Source organism: Pseudomonas sp. LRP2-20 (genome assembly GCF_024349685.1).
Taxonomy (GTDB): domain Bacteria; phylum Pseudomonadota; class Gammaproteobacteria; order Pseudomonadales; family Pseudomonadaceae; genus Aquipseudomonas.
Genome location: NZ_AP025944.1, coordinates 5660411 through 5674938, shown reverse-complemented (window position 1 = coordinate 5674938; position 14528 = coordinate 5660411). Strand labels below are relative to the sequence as shown.

General features: G+C 62.1%; 11 protein-coding genes and 3 pseudogenes. 9 read left to right on the top strand and 5 right to left on the bottom strand.

Going from position 1 to position 14528, the window contains the following annotated elements:
• Positions 1 to 8: 8 nt before the first annotated feature.
• Positions 9 to 779, top strand: coding sequence for an electron transfer flavoprotein subunit beta (gene etfB / locus OCX61_RS25530; RefSeq protein ID WP_085676312.1), 771 nt, complete (start codon positions 9 to 11; stop codon positions 777 to 779).
• A gap of 126 nt (positions 780 to 905) precedes the next feature.
• Positions 906 to 2153, top strand: a complete 1248-nt coding sequence (locus OCX61_RS25525) for an IS256 family transposase (protein ID WP_261940477.1) — start codon at positions 906 to 908, stop codon at positions 2151 to 2153.
• Positions 2154 to 2285: 132 nt separating this feature from the next.
• On the opposite strand, the gene OCX61_RS25520 is transcribed toward OCX61_RS25525, so the two are convergent.
• Both OCX61_RS25520 and gbca read right to left on the bottom strand, forming a co-directional pair.
• A complete protein-coding gene (locus tag OCX61_RS25520; protein ID WP_261941873.1) occupies positions 2286 to 2489 on the bottom strand; it encodes a S1 domain-containing protein in 204 nt (67 codons plus the stop codon).
• A 677-nt stretch (positions 2490 to 3166) separates the two neighbouring features.
• Positions 3167 to 4459 (bottom strand): glycine betaine monooxygenase oxygenase subunit, encoded by a 1293-nt coding sequence (gene gbca / locus OCX61_RS25515; protein WP_261941872.1) that lies wholly within the window; start codon positions 4457 to 4459, stop codon positions 3167 to 3169.
• A gap of 295 nt (positions 4460 to 4754) precedes the next feature.
• On the opposite strand from gbca, the gene gbcB reads away from it, so the two are divergent.
• A complete protein-coding gene (gene gbcB / locus OCX61_RS25510; RefSeq protein WP_261941871.1) occupies positions 4755 to 5855 on the top strand; it encodes a glycine betaine monooxygenase reductase subunit in 1101 nt (366 codons plus the stop codon).
• 107 nt (positions 5856 to 5962) lie between these two features.
• On the opposite strand, the pseudogene OCX61_RS27450 reads toward gbcB, so the two are convergent.
• Positions 5963 to 6559 (bottom strand): annotated as a pseudogene (locus OCX61_RS27450) (methyl-accepting chemotaxis protein); the annotation flags it as partial.
• A gap of 306 nt (positions 6560 to 6865) precedes the next feature.
• A pseudogene (locus OCX61_RS27445) lies at positions 6866 to 7522 on the bottom strand (MCP four helix bundle domain-containing protein); the annotation flags it as partial.
• Between the two features lie 342 nt (positions 7523 to 7864).
• Between OCX61_RS27445 and OCX61_RS25500 the strand changes: the two are divergent.
• From OCX61_RS25500 to OCX61_RS27480, 4 genes and pseudogenes are all read left to right on the top strand, one after another.
• Positions 7865 to 8095, top strand: coding sequence for a hypothetical protein (locus OCX61_RS25500; RefSeq protein ID WP_261941869.1), 231 nt, complete (start codon positions 7865 to 7867; stop codon positions 8093 to 8095).
• On the top strand, positions 8092 to 8394 hold the full coding sequence (locus OCX61_RS25495) for a cell division protein ZapA (protein WP_054903630.1): 303 nt from the start codon (positions 8092 to 8094) through the stop codon (positions 8392 to 8394). The genes OCX61_RS25500 and OCX61_RS25495 overlap by 4 nt, the downstream gene beginning before the upstream one ends.
• Before the next feature lie 173 nt (positions 8395 to 8567).
• Positions 8568 to 9599, top strand: a pseudogene (locus tag OCX61_RS27485) (cache domain-containing protein); the annotation flags it as partial.
• Between the two features lie 174 nt (positions 9600 to 9773).
• Complete coding sequence (locus OCX61_RS27480; protein ID WP_522731682.1) at positions 9774 to 10511, top strand: methyl-accepting chemotaxis protein; 738 nt, start codon at positions 9774 to 9776, stop codon at positions 10509 to 10511.
• A 101-nt stretch (positions 10512 to 10612) separates the two neighbouring features.
• Here OCX61_RS27480 and OCX61_RS25485 read toward each other — a convergent pair whose 3' ends face one another.
• Positions 10613 to 11653, bottom strand: coding sequence for a threonine aldolase family protein (locus tag OCX61_RS25485; protein WP_261941867.1), 1041 nt, complete (start codon positions 11651 to 11653; stop codon positions 10613 to 10615).
• A gap of 347 nt (positions 11654 to 12000) precedes the next feature.
• Between OCX61_RS25485 and OCX61_RS25480 the strand changes: the two genes are divergently transcribed.
• Both OCX61_RS25480 and OCX61_RS25475 read left to right on the top strand, forming a co-directional pair.
• Entirely contained in the window at positions 12001 to 13254 is a 1254-nt protein-coding gene (locus OCX61_RS25480) for a serine hydroxymethyltransferase (protein WP_261941866.1), read from the top strand.
• 15 nt (positions 13255 to 13269) lie between these two features.
• Positions 13270 to 14520, top strand: a complete 1251-nt coding sequence (locus tag OCX61_RS25475; RefSeq protein WP_003255680.1) for a sarcosine oxidase subunit beta family protein — start codon at positions 13270 to 13272, stop codon at positions 14518 to 14520.
• Positions 14521 to 14528: the final 8 nt, after the last annotated feature.

The following is a 14528-nucleotide window of genomic DNA, read 5'->3' as shown; positions in this document are numbered from 1 at the left end:
GCACGAGCATGAGTACGAAAGTGATCAGCCTGGTTTCCATCGGTGCCCACCCCAGCTCTGGCCGCGCCCGCCGCGCCGAGCAGGATGCCCGCGCGGTGGAGTTGGGTTTGCAGCTGGCTGGGGATAACTTGCAGGTGGTGCATGCCGGCGACCCTCGGGAAGAAGCCTTGCGCGCCTACCTGGGCATGGGCCTGGACCATCTGGATGTACTTGAGCAGCCAGCTGGGGCCGATGTACTGGGTGTGCTGGGTGATTACCTGCGCGATGCTGGCGCCCAGTTGGTGCTGACTGGCAGCCAGGCTGAAACCGGTGAAGGGTCGGGCATGCTGCCATTCCTGCTGGCCGAGAAGCTCGGCTGGCCGTTGGTGGTGGGGCTGGCCGAAGTGGAGTCGATCGACAACGGTACTGCCCAGGTACTGCAAGCGCTGCCACGTGGTCAGCGGCGCCGGCTGAAGGTACGCCTGCCGCTGCTGGCGACTGTGGATAACGCCGCGCCAAAGCCGCGCCAGAGCGCATTTGGCCCGGCTCGCCGGGGTGTGCTGGCGGCGCGCAATGTGGCGATCGTCGAGGATGAACTGCTGGCGGATGCCGAGCTGCAGCCGGCACGGCCACGGCCCAAGCGGCTCAAGGTGATCAAGGCCAAAAGCGGTGCGGACCGGATGAAGGCGGCCACGGCCAAGGCCAGTGGCGGTGGTGGCAAGGTGCTGAAGGATGTTTCTCCACAGGAAGGCGCCGAAGCCATCCTGAAGCTGCTGGTGGAAGAGGGCGTACTGCGCTGAACCTTGTGCTCTTTGTGGAAGTGGCTTTGGGTCGCGAGAGGGCTGCACTGCAGCCCTGGGACTTTTGCCGATACGAGGGTGTCAGAAATTTTGTGTTCGGGCATAACATGAGTAAGAGGTGCATGTATGCCAACCAAAAAGAAACCCCTGCGTGACCTGCCCAAAATCCCCAAGGAGCTGCTGGAGCAGTTCGGTGAGGGCCTGATGACCGCAGAAGCTATCGAGGATGCCTCTGCGGCGTTCAAGAAGGCCTTGATCGAACGCGCTCTGCATGCCGAGCTTGGCCACCACCTGGGTTATCCGCCGGGCGCGCAGCGCCCGGAGGATGAAACCAACCAGCGCAACGGCAAAAGCGGCAAGACAGTGCTAACCGGCGATGGGCCTCTGCGCTTGGATATCCCTCGCGACCGTGACGGCAGCTTCTCGCCCATCCTGATCCCCAAACATGAGCGCCGTTACACTGGCTTCGACGACAAGATCATCGCCATGTACGCCCGTGGAATGACAGTCAGAGAGATCCGGGCCTTCCTGTCCGAGCAGTATGGAACCGACGTTTCACCCGACTTCATCAGCTCTGTGACAGACGAGGTCATGGACGAAATTGGCGCGTGGCAACAGCGGCCATTGGAGCCGATGTACCCGGTCATTTTCTTTGATGCGCTGCGGGTGAAGATTCGCGAAGAAGGCCTGGTGCGCAACAAGGCCATTTACTTGGCTTTGGGCGTTCTACCCGACGGGACGCGCGACATCCTGGGCATCTGGATCGAGAACACTGAGGGTGCGAAGTTCTGGATGAAGGTGTTCAACGATCTCAAGACACGTGGCGTCGAGGACGTGCTGATTGCCGTGACCGATGGCCTTAAAGGCATGCCAGAAGCCCTCAGCGCCGTGTTTCCAGAGACGACATTGCAGACGTGCATCGTGCATCTGATCCGCAACAGCCTGGACTACGCGGCCTGGGACAAACGGCGCGCACTGGCCAAGGAACTGAAACCGATTTACCAAGCCATCAATGCCGAAGCGGCTGAGCAAGCACTCGATGAGTTTGAGAGCGGGCCGTGGGGTGAGAAATATCCAACGGTGGTGGCTGCCTGGAGACGCGCCTGGGATCGCGTGATTCCATTCTTTGTCTTTCCGCCCGCCATCCGGAAGGTGATCTATACCACCAACGCGATCGAGAGCATCAACGCCCAGCTACGCAAGGTCATCAAGACCCGAGGGCATTTCCCGAATGATGACGCAGCGACCAAACTGATTTGGCTGGGATTGCGCAACATAACAGCCAATTGGGGAAAACCGGCCCATGATTGGAAAAGCGCGATGAATCAATTTGCGATTCTGTACGGAGATCGGTTCATCAGGCCAACCTGGTGAAGATCAGGGCCTGCCTGACGGCAGGCCGTTACCGGCCCGCACACAAAAAATCTGACACTTCCGCCGATACGCCCGATAACGCGATCACTGCGCGGGCTTATCGCGACGCAAGTCCGCTTCCACAAAAAAGCGCTATTGCCTGACCACGTTGAACGCCCAGTTTGCCAATCCTTTGGTGATCGGCTCGAACCACACCCGCTGCCCGGTCAAAAGTTCCCCATTCTGCGTGGCACAGCGCAATACCAGATAGTTCCAAGCCCGCCCCTCGGCCTTGATTACTCCCATCCCATGGCGATTATCAAACCACTTCACAGTCCCTGCGAGGCGGCTGTGCATAAGTCACTCCCGAATAATGGCCAAGTAGTAGCCCACACTGAATCACACGGGGCAATCGGGCGAAACTGGCAAAAATGATAGGTACTCCACTTTTTGCCCACGGAATCTGTTCGCGACTGTGTGGATAAAGTGTTTGCGCTTCGCTACAGGCCTTGTATTCCAAAGGCTGTGTCGGAATGCTCAATAAATGATCAGTGACATGAAGGTTGAAAGCGGGCTGCCGTCGGATGGGGGCGGCCACGTTTCCCACAATCACTGTTGGCGGCTCTGTGGATAAACTGTTTGGTAACCGCTGAAGGCCCCGAAATCATTGGGCTGCAATACATTGGTCAGTAAATGATCAAAGTCGTTTATTTACACCGGAAGCCAGCTTTTTCAGGCACTTGCGCTGCTTATCCACAGTAATTTTCGCGGCTGATGGGATCTGCACACAAAATCTGTTGGCGCTTCTGTGGACAAGGTGTTCGGGAGGGGCTGCAAGCCTTTAGATCAGAGGCTTTGAACATTTTGATCAATTATTGATCAGCAGCGGTCGGCGTGCTGGCTGCACGCTTTGCTGTCGGTATTCTCTAGAGGTTCAGGTAAACCTGTGGATAACATGTGATGAAGCTCTGGATCGTCATGTAAAACGCCACGGCGAGGGTAACCCGGCCGTGGCGTTCATTACTGCAGCGCCGTTACTGCGCCTTTACTTCCTTCAGGTAGGGCGCCGGCTCTGCGCCCAGGTTCTCCAGCACACGCTGGCTGTACCAGTCGATGAAGTTCACCACCCCGAACTCGTAGGTCTTGGAGTAAGGGCCTGGTTGATAGGCAGTGGAGTTGATCCCGCGCTGGTTCTCTTCGGCCAGGCGACGGTCCTGGTCGTTGGTGGCATCCCACACCTTGCGCATGTGCTCAGGGTTGTAGTCCACACCTTCCACGGCATCCTTGTGCACCAGCCATTTGGTGGTGACCATGGTCTCCTGGGCGCTGATCGGCCACACGGTGAACACGATCATGTGGTCGCCCATGCAGTGGTTCCACGAGTGCGGCAGGTGCAGGATGCGCATCGAGCCGAGGTCCGGGTTCTTGATGCGGCCCATCAGCTTCTGGCAGGCCTGCTTGCCGTCCATGGTCATCGACACGGTGCCCTTGAGCAGCGGCATGCGCACGATGCGGTTACGCAGGCCGTGGCTCTTGTGCAGGTACGGGATCTTCTCGGCTTCCCAGGCGGCAGCGGAGGCAGCCACGTGGTCCTTGAAGGCCTGGTCGGCGCGCGGGTCGTTGGTGTCGTCCCACTCCAGCAGGGTTTGCAGCAGTTCTGGGTGCGAACCGGAGCAGTGGTAGCACTCGCGGTTGTTTTCCAGTACCAGCTTCCAGTTGGCCTTTTCCATCAAGGTGGTCTGCACCGCCACCTTGGTGTTCTCCATGTCGTACGGTTCCATGTAGTGTTCCAGGGTGGCCAGGAACTCGTCGATGGCAGGTGGGTTTTCCGCCAGGCTGATGAAGATGTAGCCGCCGGCGACTTTCACGTTCACAGGCTTGAGGCCGTACTCCTTCATGTCGAAGTCGTCGCCCATTTCGGTGCCCGCGAACAGCAGGCGGCCGTCCAGCTCGTAGGTCCACTGGTGGTAGTGGCAGACCAGCTTGGCCACCTTGCCTTTATCGCTGACACACAGGCGCGAACCGCGGTGGCGGCAGACGTTGTGGAAGGCGTGCACCTTGCCTTCAGCGCCACGCACCACCAGGATCGGGTTCTTGCCGATCTGCAGGGTGATGTAGTTGCCCTTGGCCGGGATCTCGCAGGTCATGCCGGCGATCAGCCATTCCTTCTGGAAGATCTCCTCCATGTCGATCTGGAACAGACGCTCGTCGGTGTAGAACGGCTGGGGCAGCGAGTAGGTGCGCTCGCGGGTCTGCAGCATCTCGGCGGTGGCCTTGCGTGCAGGTTCCAGTGGATCGCCCAGGCTCAGGGTTGCGGTGACGTCCATCGTGTATTCCTCGGGGCCGTGTGCGGCCGGCAAAAGGTGGCTAATCGTTGTTGTGGTGCCGCAAGGCTGTCTGTCGCAAAACAGCAGGTTCTTTTGCCGTGGAGTGTGCGTCCGAAGACGCCATGAACCGTATCCATGGGCGACATGGCCGATTTGAATTACGACGCGCCAGCCCTTGTGGCGCGGGGCTGGTCGCGATAAGCACGCCGATGTCGCTGGCAGGAATGTACGTCGTCTTCAGCTTGCGCATTATCCAAGCCATAAAAAGGGCCATAGTCGGCCGCTGGAGATGAACATGTCCGATACCTTCCTCAATCCGGTCACCACCCAGACCTGGGCCAACGGCCGCCACATCGTGCGCTGCGTCAAGGTCATCCAGGAGACCTGGGACGTGCGCACCTTCTGCTTCATGGCTGACCAGCCGATCATGTTCTTCTTCAAGCCCGGGCAGTTCGTCACCCTGGAGCTGGAAATCGAAGGCAAGCCGGTGATGCGCTCTTACACCATCTCCAGTTCGCCGTCGGTGCCCTACAGCTTCTCGATCACGGTCAAGCGCGTTCCGGGCGGGCTGGTGTCCAACTTCCTCCACGACACCATGCACGAAGGCGCCGAGCTGCCGGTGCACGGGCCGGTGGGGCTGTTCAACGCCATCGATTTCCCGGCGCCGAAGGTGCTGTACCTTTCGGGCGGCGTAGGCATCACCCCAGTGATGTCGATGGCGCGCTGGTTCTACGACACCAACGCCAACGTCGACATGGTGTTCGTGCACAGTGCCCGCTCGCCGAAGGACATCATCTATCACCGCGAGCTGGAACAGATGGCCTCGCGCATTCCCAACTTCAGCCTGCACATCATCTGCGAGAAGCATGGGCTGGGTGAGCCTTGGGCGGGTTATCGCGGTTACCTGAACCAGCGCCTGATGGAGCTGATCGCGCCGGACTACATGGAACGCGTGGTGTTCTGCTGTGGCCCGACGCCGTACATGAGCGCGGTGAAGCGCATGCTCGAAGCGGTCGGCTTCGACATGAAGAACTACCACGAGGAATCGTTCGGCGCGACGCCGGCAGAGGCCAAGGCCGATGCGGTGGAGCATGCCGAGCAGGCGGCCGATGCACCGGAAGTGGATGCTTCGGACCTCAACCTGGTGGAATTCATCGGCAGCGAGCGGAGCATCCGCGTCGCTCCGGGCGAGACGGTGCATGCGGCGGCGGCGAAAGTTGGGCTGATGATCCCGAAAGCCTGCGGCATGGGTATCTGCGGGACCTGCAAGGTGCTCAAGCTGGGTGGCGAAGTGGAGATGGAGCACAACGGCGGGATTACCGAGGAAGACGAAGCCGAGGGCTACATCCTGTCGTGCTGCAGTGTGCCGAAAGGGGACGTGCGGATCGATTACTGATCCAGCGGCCAGTCTGGGTTTTTCGCGGGCAGGCCCGCTCCCACAGGTTCACCGCAGTCTTGAACAGAGCGGTGATCCTGTGGGAGCGGGCTTGCCTGCGAATGCTTTCAGGTGCGGAAGCGGGCGACCAGACTGTTAAGGTCCACCGCCAGGCGCGACAGCTCGGCACTCGCCGCGCTGGTCTGATGCGCCCCGGTAGCACTCTGCACCGACAGGTCATTGATGTTCACCAGGTTGCGGTCCACCTCCCGCGCCACCTGGGCCTGTTCTTCGGCCGCACTGGCAATCACCAGGTTACGCTCGTTGATCTGCGCCACGGCGGCAGCAATGGTGTCCAGCGCCATGCCGGCTCCCTTGGCGATGTTCAGCGTCGACTCGGCGCGCTCGGTGCTGGTGCGCATCGATTCCACCGCCTCTTCGGTACCGCCCTGGATGCTGCCGATCATGCGTTCGATCTCGCTGGTCGACTGCTGGGTGCGATGGGCCAGTGCCCGCACTTCATCCGCCACCACGGCAAAACCACGCCCGGCCTCACCGGCGCGTGCCGCTTCGATCGCAGCATTCAGCGCCAGCAGGTTGGTCTGGTCGGCCAGGCCGCGGATCACATCGAGCACCTTGCCGATGTCGCGCGATTGTTCGGCCAGGTGAGTGACCAGCTTGGCGGTGCCCTGCACGTCCGTGCTCATGCGCTCGATGGCGCCGACGGTTTCCATCACCAGGTCACGGCCGTCGCCGGCCGAGCGGCTGGCTTCGCTGGAGGCCTCCGAGGTGCTGACCGCATTGCGCGCGACTTCTTCCACGGCGCTGGTCATCTCGGTGACGGCGGTCGCCGCCTGTTCGATTTCATTGTTCTGCTGTTGCAGGCCGCGGGCGCTTTCGTCGGTGACGCAGTTCAGCTCCTCGGCCGCCGAGGCCAGCTGGGTGGCGGAACCGGCGATCAGTTGCAAGGTGTCGCGCAGCTTGTCCTGCATGCGGGCCATGGCGCGTTGCAGCCGGGCTGCTTCGTCGGTGCCTTCGGCGCGGATGACCTTGGTCAGGTCACCGTCGGCCACCTGTTCGGCGGCCTGCAGTGCTTCTTCGATCGGTTTGACGATGCTGCGGGTCAGCAGGAATGCGCAAAGGAAGGTCAGGGCAGTGGCGGCAACCAACAAGCCGATTACCAGGGCGAACGCGCTGTCGTACTGGTTGGCGGCGGTTTCATTGGTGGTGCGGGTCTGCTCGGTGTTGATCTGGACCAGGGTCTCCATGACCTTGTTGATCTGTTCGGAGTTGGCCAGCAGGTCGCGATTGAGCAGGTCACGCAGTTCGTCCAGGCGGTCGGCCTGGCTCAGGCTGCGCATGCGTGACTCGAGCTGGCGATACTGGTTGAGCAGTTGGGTGTACTGCTCGAAGGCAGCCCGCTCGTCGGCTGCCGTGATCATTGGCAGGTAGGCCTGGCGGGCACGTTCGATCTGGGCGTTGCGCTGGTCCAGCAGATTGAGGGTGTCGCGCTGGGTTTCCGGTTCGCGGTTGAGCAGCAGCCGGTAGGACAGTGTGCGCATGCGCAGGTTGAGCGCAGCCAGTTCATCGAGCGTCTTGATGCTGGGCACGCTGTTTACTTCGATGGTCACGCCGGCCTGTCGGATGTTGCCCATCTGCATGAGCGAGAAGATACCAAGGCCGAGCATGAGGGCGCCGATCAGAGCGAACCCGAGCAACGCGCGCGGGGCGATGTTCATGTTGCGTAGTGACATGGAGAGAGTCCAGGGAGGATGTGAGGAGGCGCGGTCCGTGCGACGGAATATGACCTACCTGTCTATCGGTCGTGACTGATCAGTCTTGAGGATGAACAGATGAAAGTTTTCAGCTCACTGTCCGGTTACCTGACCGGCGGTTGACCCAGGTCGGAACAAGGGGCCCGATACCCTGTCAATCTGCGGGGTAGAAACCTTAAGAATCCGATATTTAATGGCGGGGGCTCACGCTTTTCTTTATCGTGTGCGCCCTTTGCAACAACCCGAGATAGACCCATGCTGGAAGCCTCCCTGAATCAACTCGAGCAACTGGTCAGCGACCTGATGCAGAAAAACGCTCAACTCACCGAGCAGAACACCACCCTCGGCCAGGCACTGGCCCAGGCCAAGGAAGAGAACGAAACCCTGCAGCTGTCGCTGATGGAGCAGGAAGAGAAGCACGGCGCCACCGCTGCGCGTATCCAGGCGCTGGTCGAGCGCGCCAGTGCAGGCGTCGTCGGCGCATGAGACTGCAAGCGCAGCCGATCAATGTCGTATCGATCCTCGGCAGCGACTATTCGATCAAGGCGCCCGAAGGCCAGGAGGAAACCCTGGCGCAGGCGGTGCGGATGCTCAACACCGCCCTGGCCGAGACCAAGCGTTCGTACCCGACCCTGATCGGCGACAAGCTGCTGGTGCTGGCCGCGCTGAACCTGTGTTCCAAGCAGGTCGAACTGCAGAAGGAACACCAGCAGACCCTCGAGCGTACCCAGGCGCAGATCGACGCTACGGTGGACGCCATCGTCCGGACCATCGCCGAACAGTAAGTACGTGCTGGCCCTCTGTGGGAGCGGGCTTGCCCGCGAATACGATGGTGAATACGCCGTCGCATTCGCGGGCAAGCCCGCTCCCACATGAACGGCGTTGTTGTTCCAGATCACTGGATTAACTGAATACGCAAGTGTATACACTTCCCGCAAAACAATAATTGGCGGGGAGCATGGGCATGCGTATCTGGCGTAAGAGCATCCAGTGGCAATTGATCGCGAGCATGGGCGCCGCCCTGTTGGCGAGCATCCTGGTGGTGGTGGTCATCTTCACGGTGGCGCTCAACCGCCTGACCGAACGTTACCTGGTCGATACGGCCTTGCCGGCCAGCATCGAAGCGATCCGCAACGATATCGAGCGCATGCTCGGCCAGCCCCTGGTGGCCGCAGCCGACATCGCTGGCAACACCCTGCTGCGCGACTGGCTAGCGGCGGGTGAAAACCCCGCCGAGGCGGCTCGCTTCGTCGAATACCTGGAAGCCTCCCGGCAACGCAACCAGGCCTTCACCACCATGTTCGCCGCCACCAGTACCGGTCACTACTACAACGAAAAGGGGCTCGACCGCACCCTGAGCCGTACCAACCCCAAGGACGCCTGGTTCTACGGCTACATCGACAGCGGCGCCGAGCGCCTGGTCAATATCGATATCGACGGCTCCACCGGCGAGCTGGCGCTGTTCATCGACTATCGCGTGGAAAAGGCCGGCCAGCTGGTGGGTGTGGCCGGCATGGGCTTGCGCATGAGCGAGTTGTCGAAGCTGATCCACGACTTCAGCTTCGGCGAGCACGGCAAGGTGTTCCTGGTGCGCAACGACGGGCTGATTCAAGTGCACCCGGATAACGCCTTCAGCGGCAAGCGTCAGCTGGCCGAGCAGATTGGCGCCGAGGCGGCGAAAGCGGTTATGGCACAGGCAGGCACGTTGCAGAGCAGCCGCTTCAGCCGCGATGGCGAAACCTATGTTGCCCTTGGCCTGCCGCTGCGTGACCTCAACTGGACCTTGGTGGCCGAGGTGCCTGAATCGGACATCTACGCACCGATGCGCCACGCGGTGTGGCTGACCAGCCTGATCGGTGGCGCGGTGGCGTTGATCTCCTTGTTGCTGGTGGTGTGGCTGGCGCGCGGTCTGGTGCGCCCGATCCGCCGCGTCACCGCCGCGCTGGTACAGATCGGCAGTGGCGGTGGCGACCTCAGTCACCGTCTGGATGATGCCCGCCAGGATGAACTGGGCGATCTGGCCCGTGGTTTCAACCGCTTCCTCGACAGCCAGCGCAGCCTGATCGGCGAGGTGCTGCGCACCAGTGAGCGCCTGCATCAGGCCGTGGGGCAGGTGGCCCAGGTGGTGGATAACACCGCCGAACGCTCCGGGCGCCAGCAGGAAATGACCGAGATGGTCGCCACCGCTGTGCATGAGATGGGGCTGACCGTTCAGGACATCGCCCGCAATGCGGGTGACGCGGCCGAGGCTTCGCAGTCGGCCCGCGACGAAGCGTTGCAGGCCCGAGAGGTGGTGCGGCGCTCGATCCAGGGCATCGAAGGTATGTCGGGTGATATCGGCAAGGCAGCTGATGCGGTGAGCCAGCTGGCTGAAGAAGTTGCCTCGATCGATGAAGTACTGGCGGTGATACGCAGCATTTCCGAACAGACCAACCTGCTGGCGCTGAATGCCGCCATCGAAGCGGCGAGGGCGGGGGAGATGGGCCGTGGCTTTGCAGTGGTGGCCGATGAAGTACGAACCCTGGCACGGCGCACGCAGCTGTCCACCGATGAAGTGCAGCAAATGATCCAGCGCCTCAAGCAGGGCGCGGGCTCGGCGGTGAGTTCGATGCAGGCAGGGCAGCAGGCGACCGGCAGTGGTGTGGAGTCGAGCCAGCGCACCGGGGCCTCGTTGGGCGCGATTACCGATCAGGTCGAGCACATCAGCGACATGAACCATCAGGTGGCCACGGCAACTGAAGAACAATCGGCGGTGACCGAGGAAATCAACCGGACGGTGCAGGGCATTTCTGATCTGGCGCGGGAAACAGCGGCCGAGGTGCAGGGCTGCCGGGAGGAGTGCCAGGCGTTGCGCGGGCTGGCCGATGACCTGGCGCGGCAGATGGGTGGTTTCAAACTCTAGATAGGTGCTGGATGCTTCGCGGGCAAGCCCGCTCCCACAGGTACCGCGCCTACCTTGAAGTTGGCGCCTCAGCTGTGGGGCTTGCCCGCGAATGCGGCCGATCAGGCGCTGATGATGCTGCGGATATCCGCCGCCAGGTCCCGCACCCGCGCTTCTTCGGTATCCCACGAGCACATGAACCGCGCCCCGCCACTGCCGATGAAGGTATAAAACCGCCACCCCTTGCCGCGCAGTGCTTCTATCGCATGCTCCGGCATTTGCAGGAACACGCCGTTGGCCTCCACCGGGAACATCAGTTCCACCCCTGGCAGGTCACTCACCAACGAGGCCAGCAACTGCGCGCAACGGTTGGCATGATTGCCATGGCGCAACCAGGCGCCATCCTCCAGCAGCCCGACCCACGGCGCCGACAGGAAGCGCATTTTCGACGCCAGTTGCCCGGCCTGCTTGCAGCGGTAGTCGAAATCTTCGGCCAGCTGGCGGTTGAAGAACAGGATTGCCTCGCCCACCGCCATGCCGTTCTTGGTACCGCCAAAGCACAGTACATCGACGCCGGCCTTCCAGGTCAGCTCAGCCGGGCTGCAGCCGAGGAACGCGCAGGCATTGGTAAAGCGCGCGCCGTCCATGTGCAGGTTCAGGCCCAGCTCCTTGCAGGTGGCGCTGATCGCCTTGAGCTCGTCGGGGCGATAGACGGTACCGACCTCGGTGGCCTGGGTAATGGTGACCACCCGCGGCTTGGGGTAGTGGATGTCCTGGCGTTTGAGTGCCACTTCGCGGATCGATTGTGGTGTCAGCTTGCCGTTGACGCTGGGTGCAGTGAGTAGCTTGGAGCCGTTGGAGAAGAACTCCGGCGCGCCGCATTCGTCGGTTTCGACGTGGGCGGTCTCGGAGCAGATCACGCTGTGGTAGCTCTGGCACAGCGAGGCCAGGGCCAGGGAGTTGGCGGCGGTGCCGTTGAAGGCGAAGAACACCTCGCAGTCGGTTTCGAACAGGTTGCGGAAGTATTGCGAGGCGCGCTCGGTCCACTGGTCGTCGCCGTAGGCGCGGTCATGGCCGTGGTTGGCCTTCTCCATTGCCGCCCAGGCTTCGGGGCAGATACCGGAATAGTTGTCGCTGGCGAATTGTTGGCTCTTATCTGTCATGACACTGTCCTGTGAACGACGCAGAACAGCACTCTAAACCATCGTTTCAGCAGTTGCCTATACAAGCTGTGCATGGGCTTGTTTCCGTGTTCTCAGGACCGGCCTCTTCGCGGGCCAGCCCGCTCCCATAAGTATTGTGGCAGGCCCTTGCACAGGTGTTGGCCCAGACCTGCGCGGTCCTTGTGGGAGCGGGCTTGCCCGCGAAGGGGCCAACGCCGCAACGAATGTCGTAAACGCGCCATTGCAAGGCGTGCGCAGGCATCTGACCCGCCCCGGCCAGTCATAACATCGCCACAAAGGGCCACAGTGCCCCACGACAAAAAACGATCGCTGCCGGGAGATACACGATGTTCAGCAAGCAAGACCAGATCCAGGGTTATGACGATGCACTGCTGGCGGCGATGAATGCCGAAGAACAGCGTCAGGAAGATCACATCGAGCTGATCGCTTCCGAGAACTACACCAGCAAGCGCGTCATGCAGGCCCAGGGCAGCGGCCTGACCAACAAGTACGCCGAAGGCTACCCGGGCAAGCGCTACTACGGTGGCTGCGAGCACGTCGACAAGGTCGAGGCACTGGCTATTGAGCGCGCCAAGCAGCTGTTCGGTGCCGACTACGCCAACGTCCAGCCGCACTCCGGCTCTTCGGCCAACGGCGCCGTTTACCTGGCCCTGCTGCAGGCCGGTGACACCATTCTCGGCATGAGCCTGGCACACGGCGGCCACCTGACCCACGGCGCCAAGGTGTCGTCCTCGGGCAAGCTGTACAACGCGGTGCAATATGGCATCGACACCAACACCGGCCTGATCGACTACGACGAAGTCGAGCGCCTGGCCGTCGAGCACAAGCCAAAGATGATCGTTGCCGGTTTCTCGGCCTACTCCAAGACCCTCGACTTCCCACGCTTCCGCGCCATCGCCGACAAGGTCGGTGCGCTGCTGTTCGTCGACATGGCCCACGTGGCCGGCCTGGTTGCCGCTGGCCTGTACCCGAACCCGATCCCGTTCGCTGACGTGGTGACCACCACCACCCACAAGACCCTGCGCGGCCCACGTGGCGGCCTGATCCTGGCCAAGTCGAACGAAGAGATCGAGAAGAAGCTCAACGCCGCCGTATTCCCGGGCGCCCAGGGCGGCCCGCTGATGCACGTGATCGCCGCCAAGGCCGTGTGCTTCAAAGAGGCACTGGAGCCAGGCTTCAAGGCCTACCAGAAGCAGGTCATCGAAAACGCCCAGGCCATGGCCCAGGTGTTCATCGACCGCGGCTACGACGTGGTCTCCGGCGGCACCGACAACCACCTGTTCCTGGTCAGCCTGATCCGCCAGGGACTGACCGGCAAAGATGCCGACGCCGCCCTGGGCCGCGCGCACATCACCGTCAACAAGAACGCCGTACCGAACGACCCGCAGTCGCCGTTCGTCACATCGGGCCTGCGTATCGGCACCCCGGCCGTCACCACCCGCGGCTTCAAGGTCGCGCAGTGTGTAGCCCTGGCCGGCTGGATCTGCGACATCCTCGACAACCTCGGTGACGCAGACGTCGAAGCCGATGTGGCGAAGAACGTCGCGGCCCTGTGCGCTGACTTCCCTGTTTACCGCTGAGTGGAGTAAACGACCATGCAACGCTACTCGGGCTTCGGCCTTTTCAAGCACTCCCTCAGCCACCACGAGAACTGGCAGCGCATGTGGCGCACGCCGACCCCTAAAAAGGTCTATGACGTGGTCATCGTCGGCGGTGGCGGCCATGGCCTGGCCACGGCCTATTACCTGGCCAAAGAGCACGGCATCACCAACGTTGCCGTGATCGAGAAGGGCTACCTGGGCGGCGGCAACACCGCCCGTAACACCACCATCGTGCGTTCCAACTACCTGTGGGACGAGTCGGCGCACCTGTACGAGCACGCCATGAAGCTGTGGGAGGGCCTGTCCCAGGACCTCAACTACAACGTCATGTTCTCCCAGCGCGGCGTCTACAACCTGTGCCACACCCTGCAGGACATGCGTGACTCCGAGCGCCGTGTCAGTGCCAACCGCCTCAACGGCGTCGACGGCGAACTGCTGAACACTGCCCAGGTCGCGGCCGAAATCCCGTACCTGGATTGCTCCAAGAACACCCGCTACCCGATCCTCGGCGCGACCGTTCAGCGCCGTGGTGGCGTGGCCCGTCACGACGCCGTGGCCTGGGGCTTCGCCCGTGCCGCCGACGCCCTGGGCGTGGACCTGATCCAGCAGACCGAAGTGATCGGCTTCCGCAAGGAAAACGGCGCGGTCATCGGCGTGGAGACCAACAAAGGCTTCATCGGCGCCAAGCGCGTCGGCGTGGTCACCGCCGGTAACTCCGGGCACATGGCCAAGCTGGCCGGCTTCCGCCTGCCGCTGGAATCGCACCCGCTGCAAGCACTGGTATCCGAGCCGATCAAACCGATCATCGACTCGGTGATCATGTCCAACGCCGTGCACGGCTACATCAGCCAGTCCGACAAGGGCGACCTGGTGATCGGTGCCGGTATCGACGGCTGGGTCGGCTATGGCCAGCGCGGTTCGTACCCGGTGATCGAGCACACCCTGCAGGCCATCGTCGAAATGTTCCCGAACCTCTCGCGCGTGCGCATGAACCGCCAGTGGGGCGGCATCGTCGACACCTCGCCGGACGCTTGCCCGATCATCACCAAGACCCCGGTCAAGAACATGTTCTTCAACTGCGGTTGGGGTACTGGCGGCTTCAAGGCGACCCCGGGTTCGGGCAACGTCTTCGCCGCGAGCCTGGCCAAGGGCGAAATGCACCCACTGGCCGCGCCGTTCTCCATGGACCGTTTCTACAACGGCGCACTGATCGACGAACACGGCGCCGCCGCCGTCGCCCACTAACCGGAGAC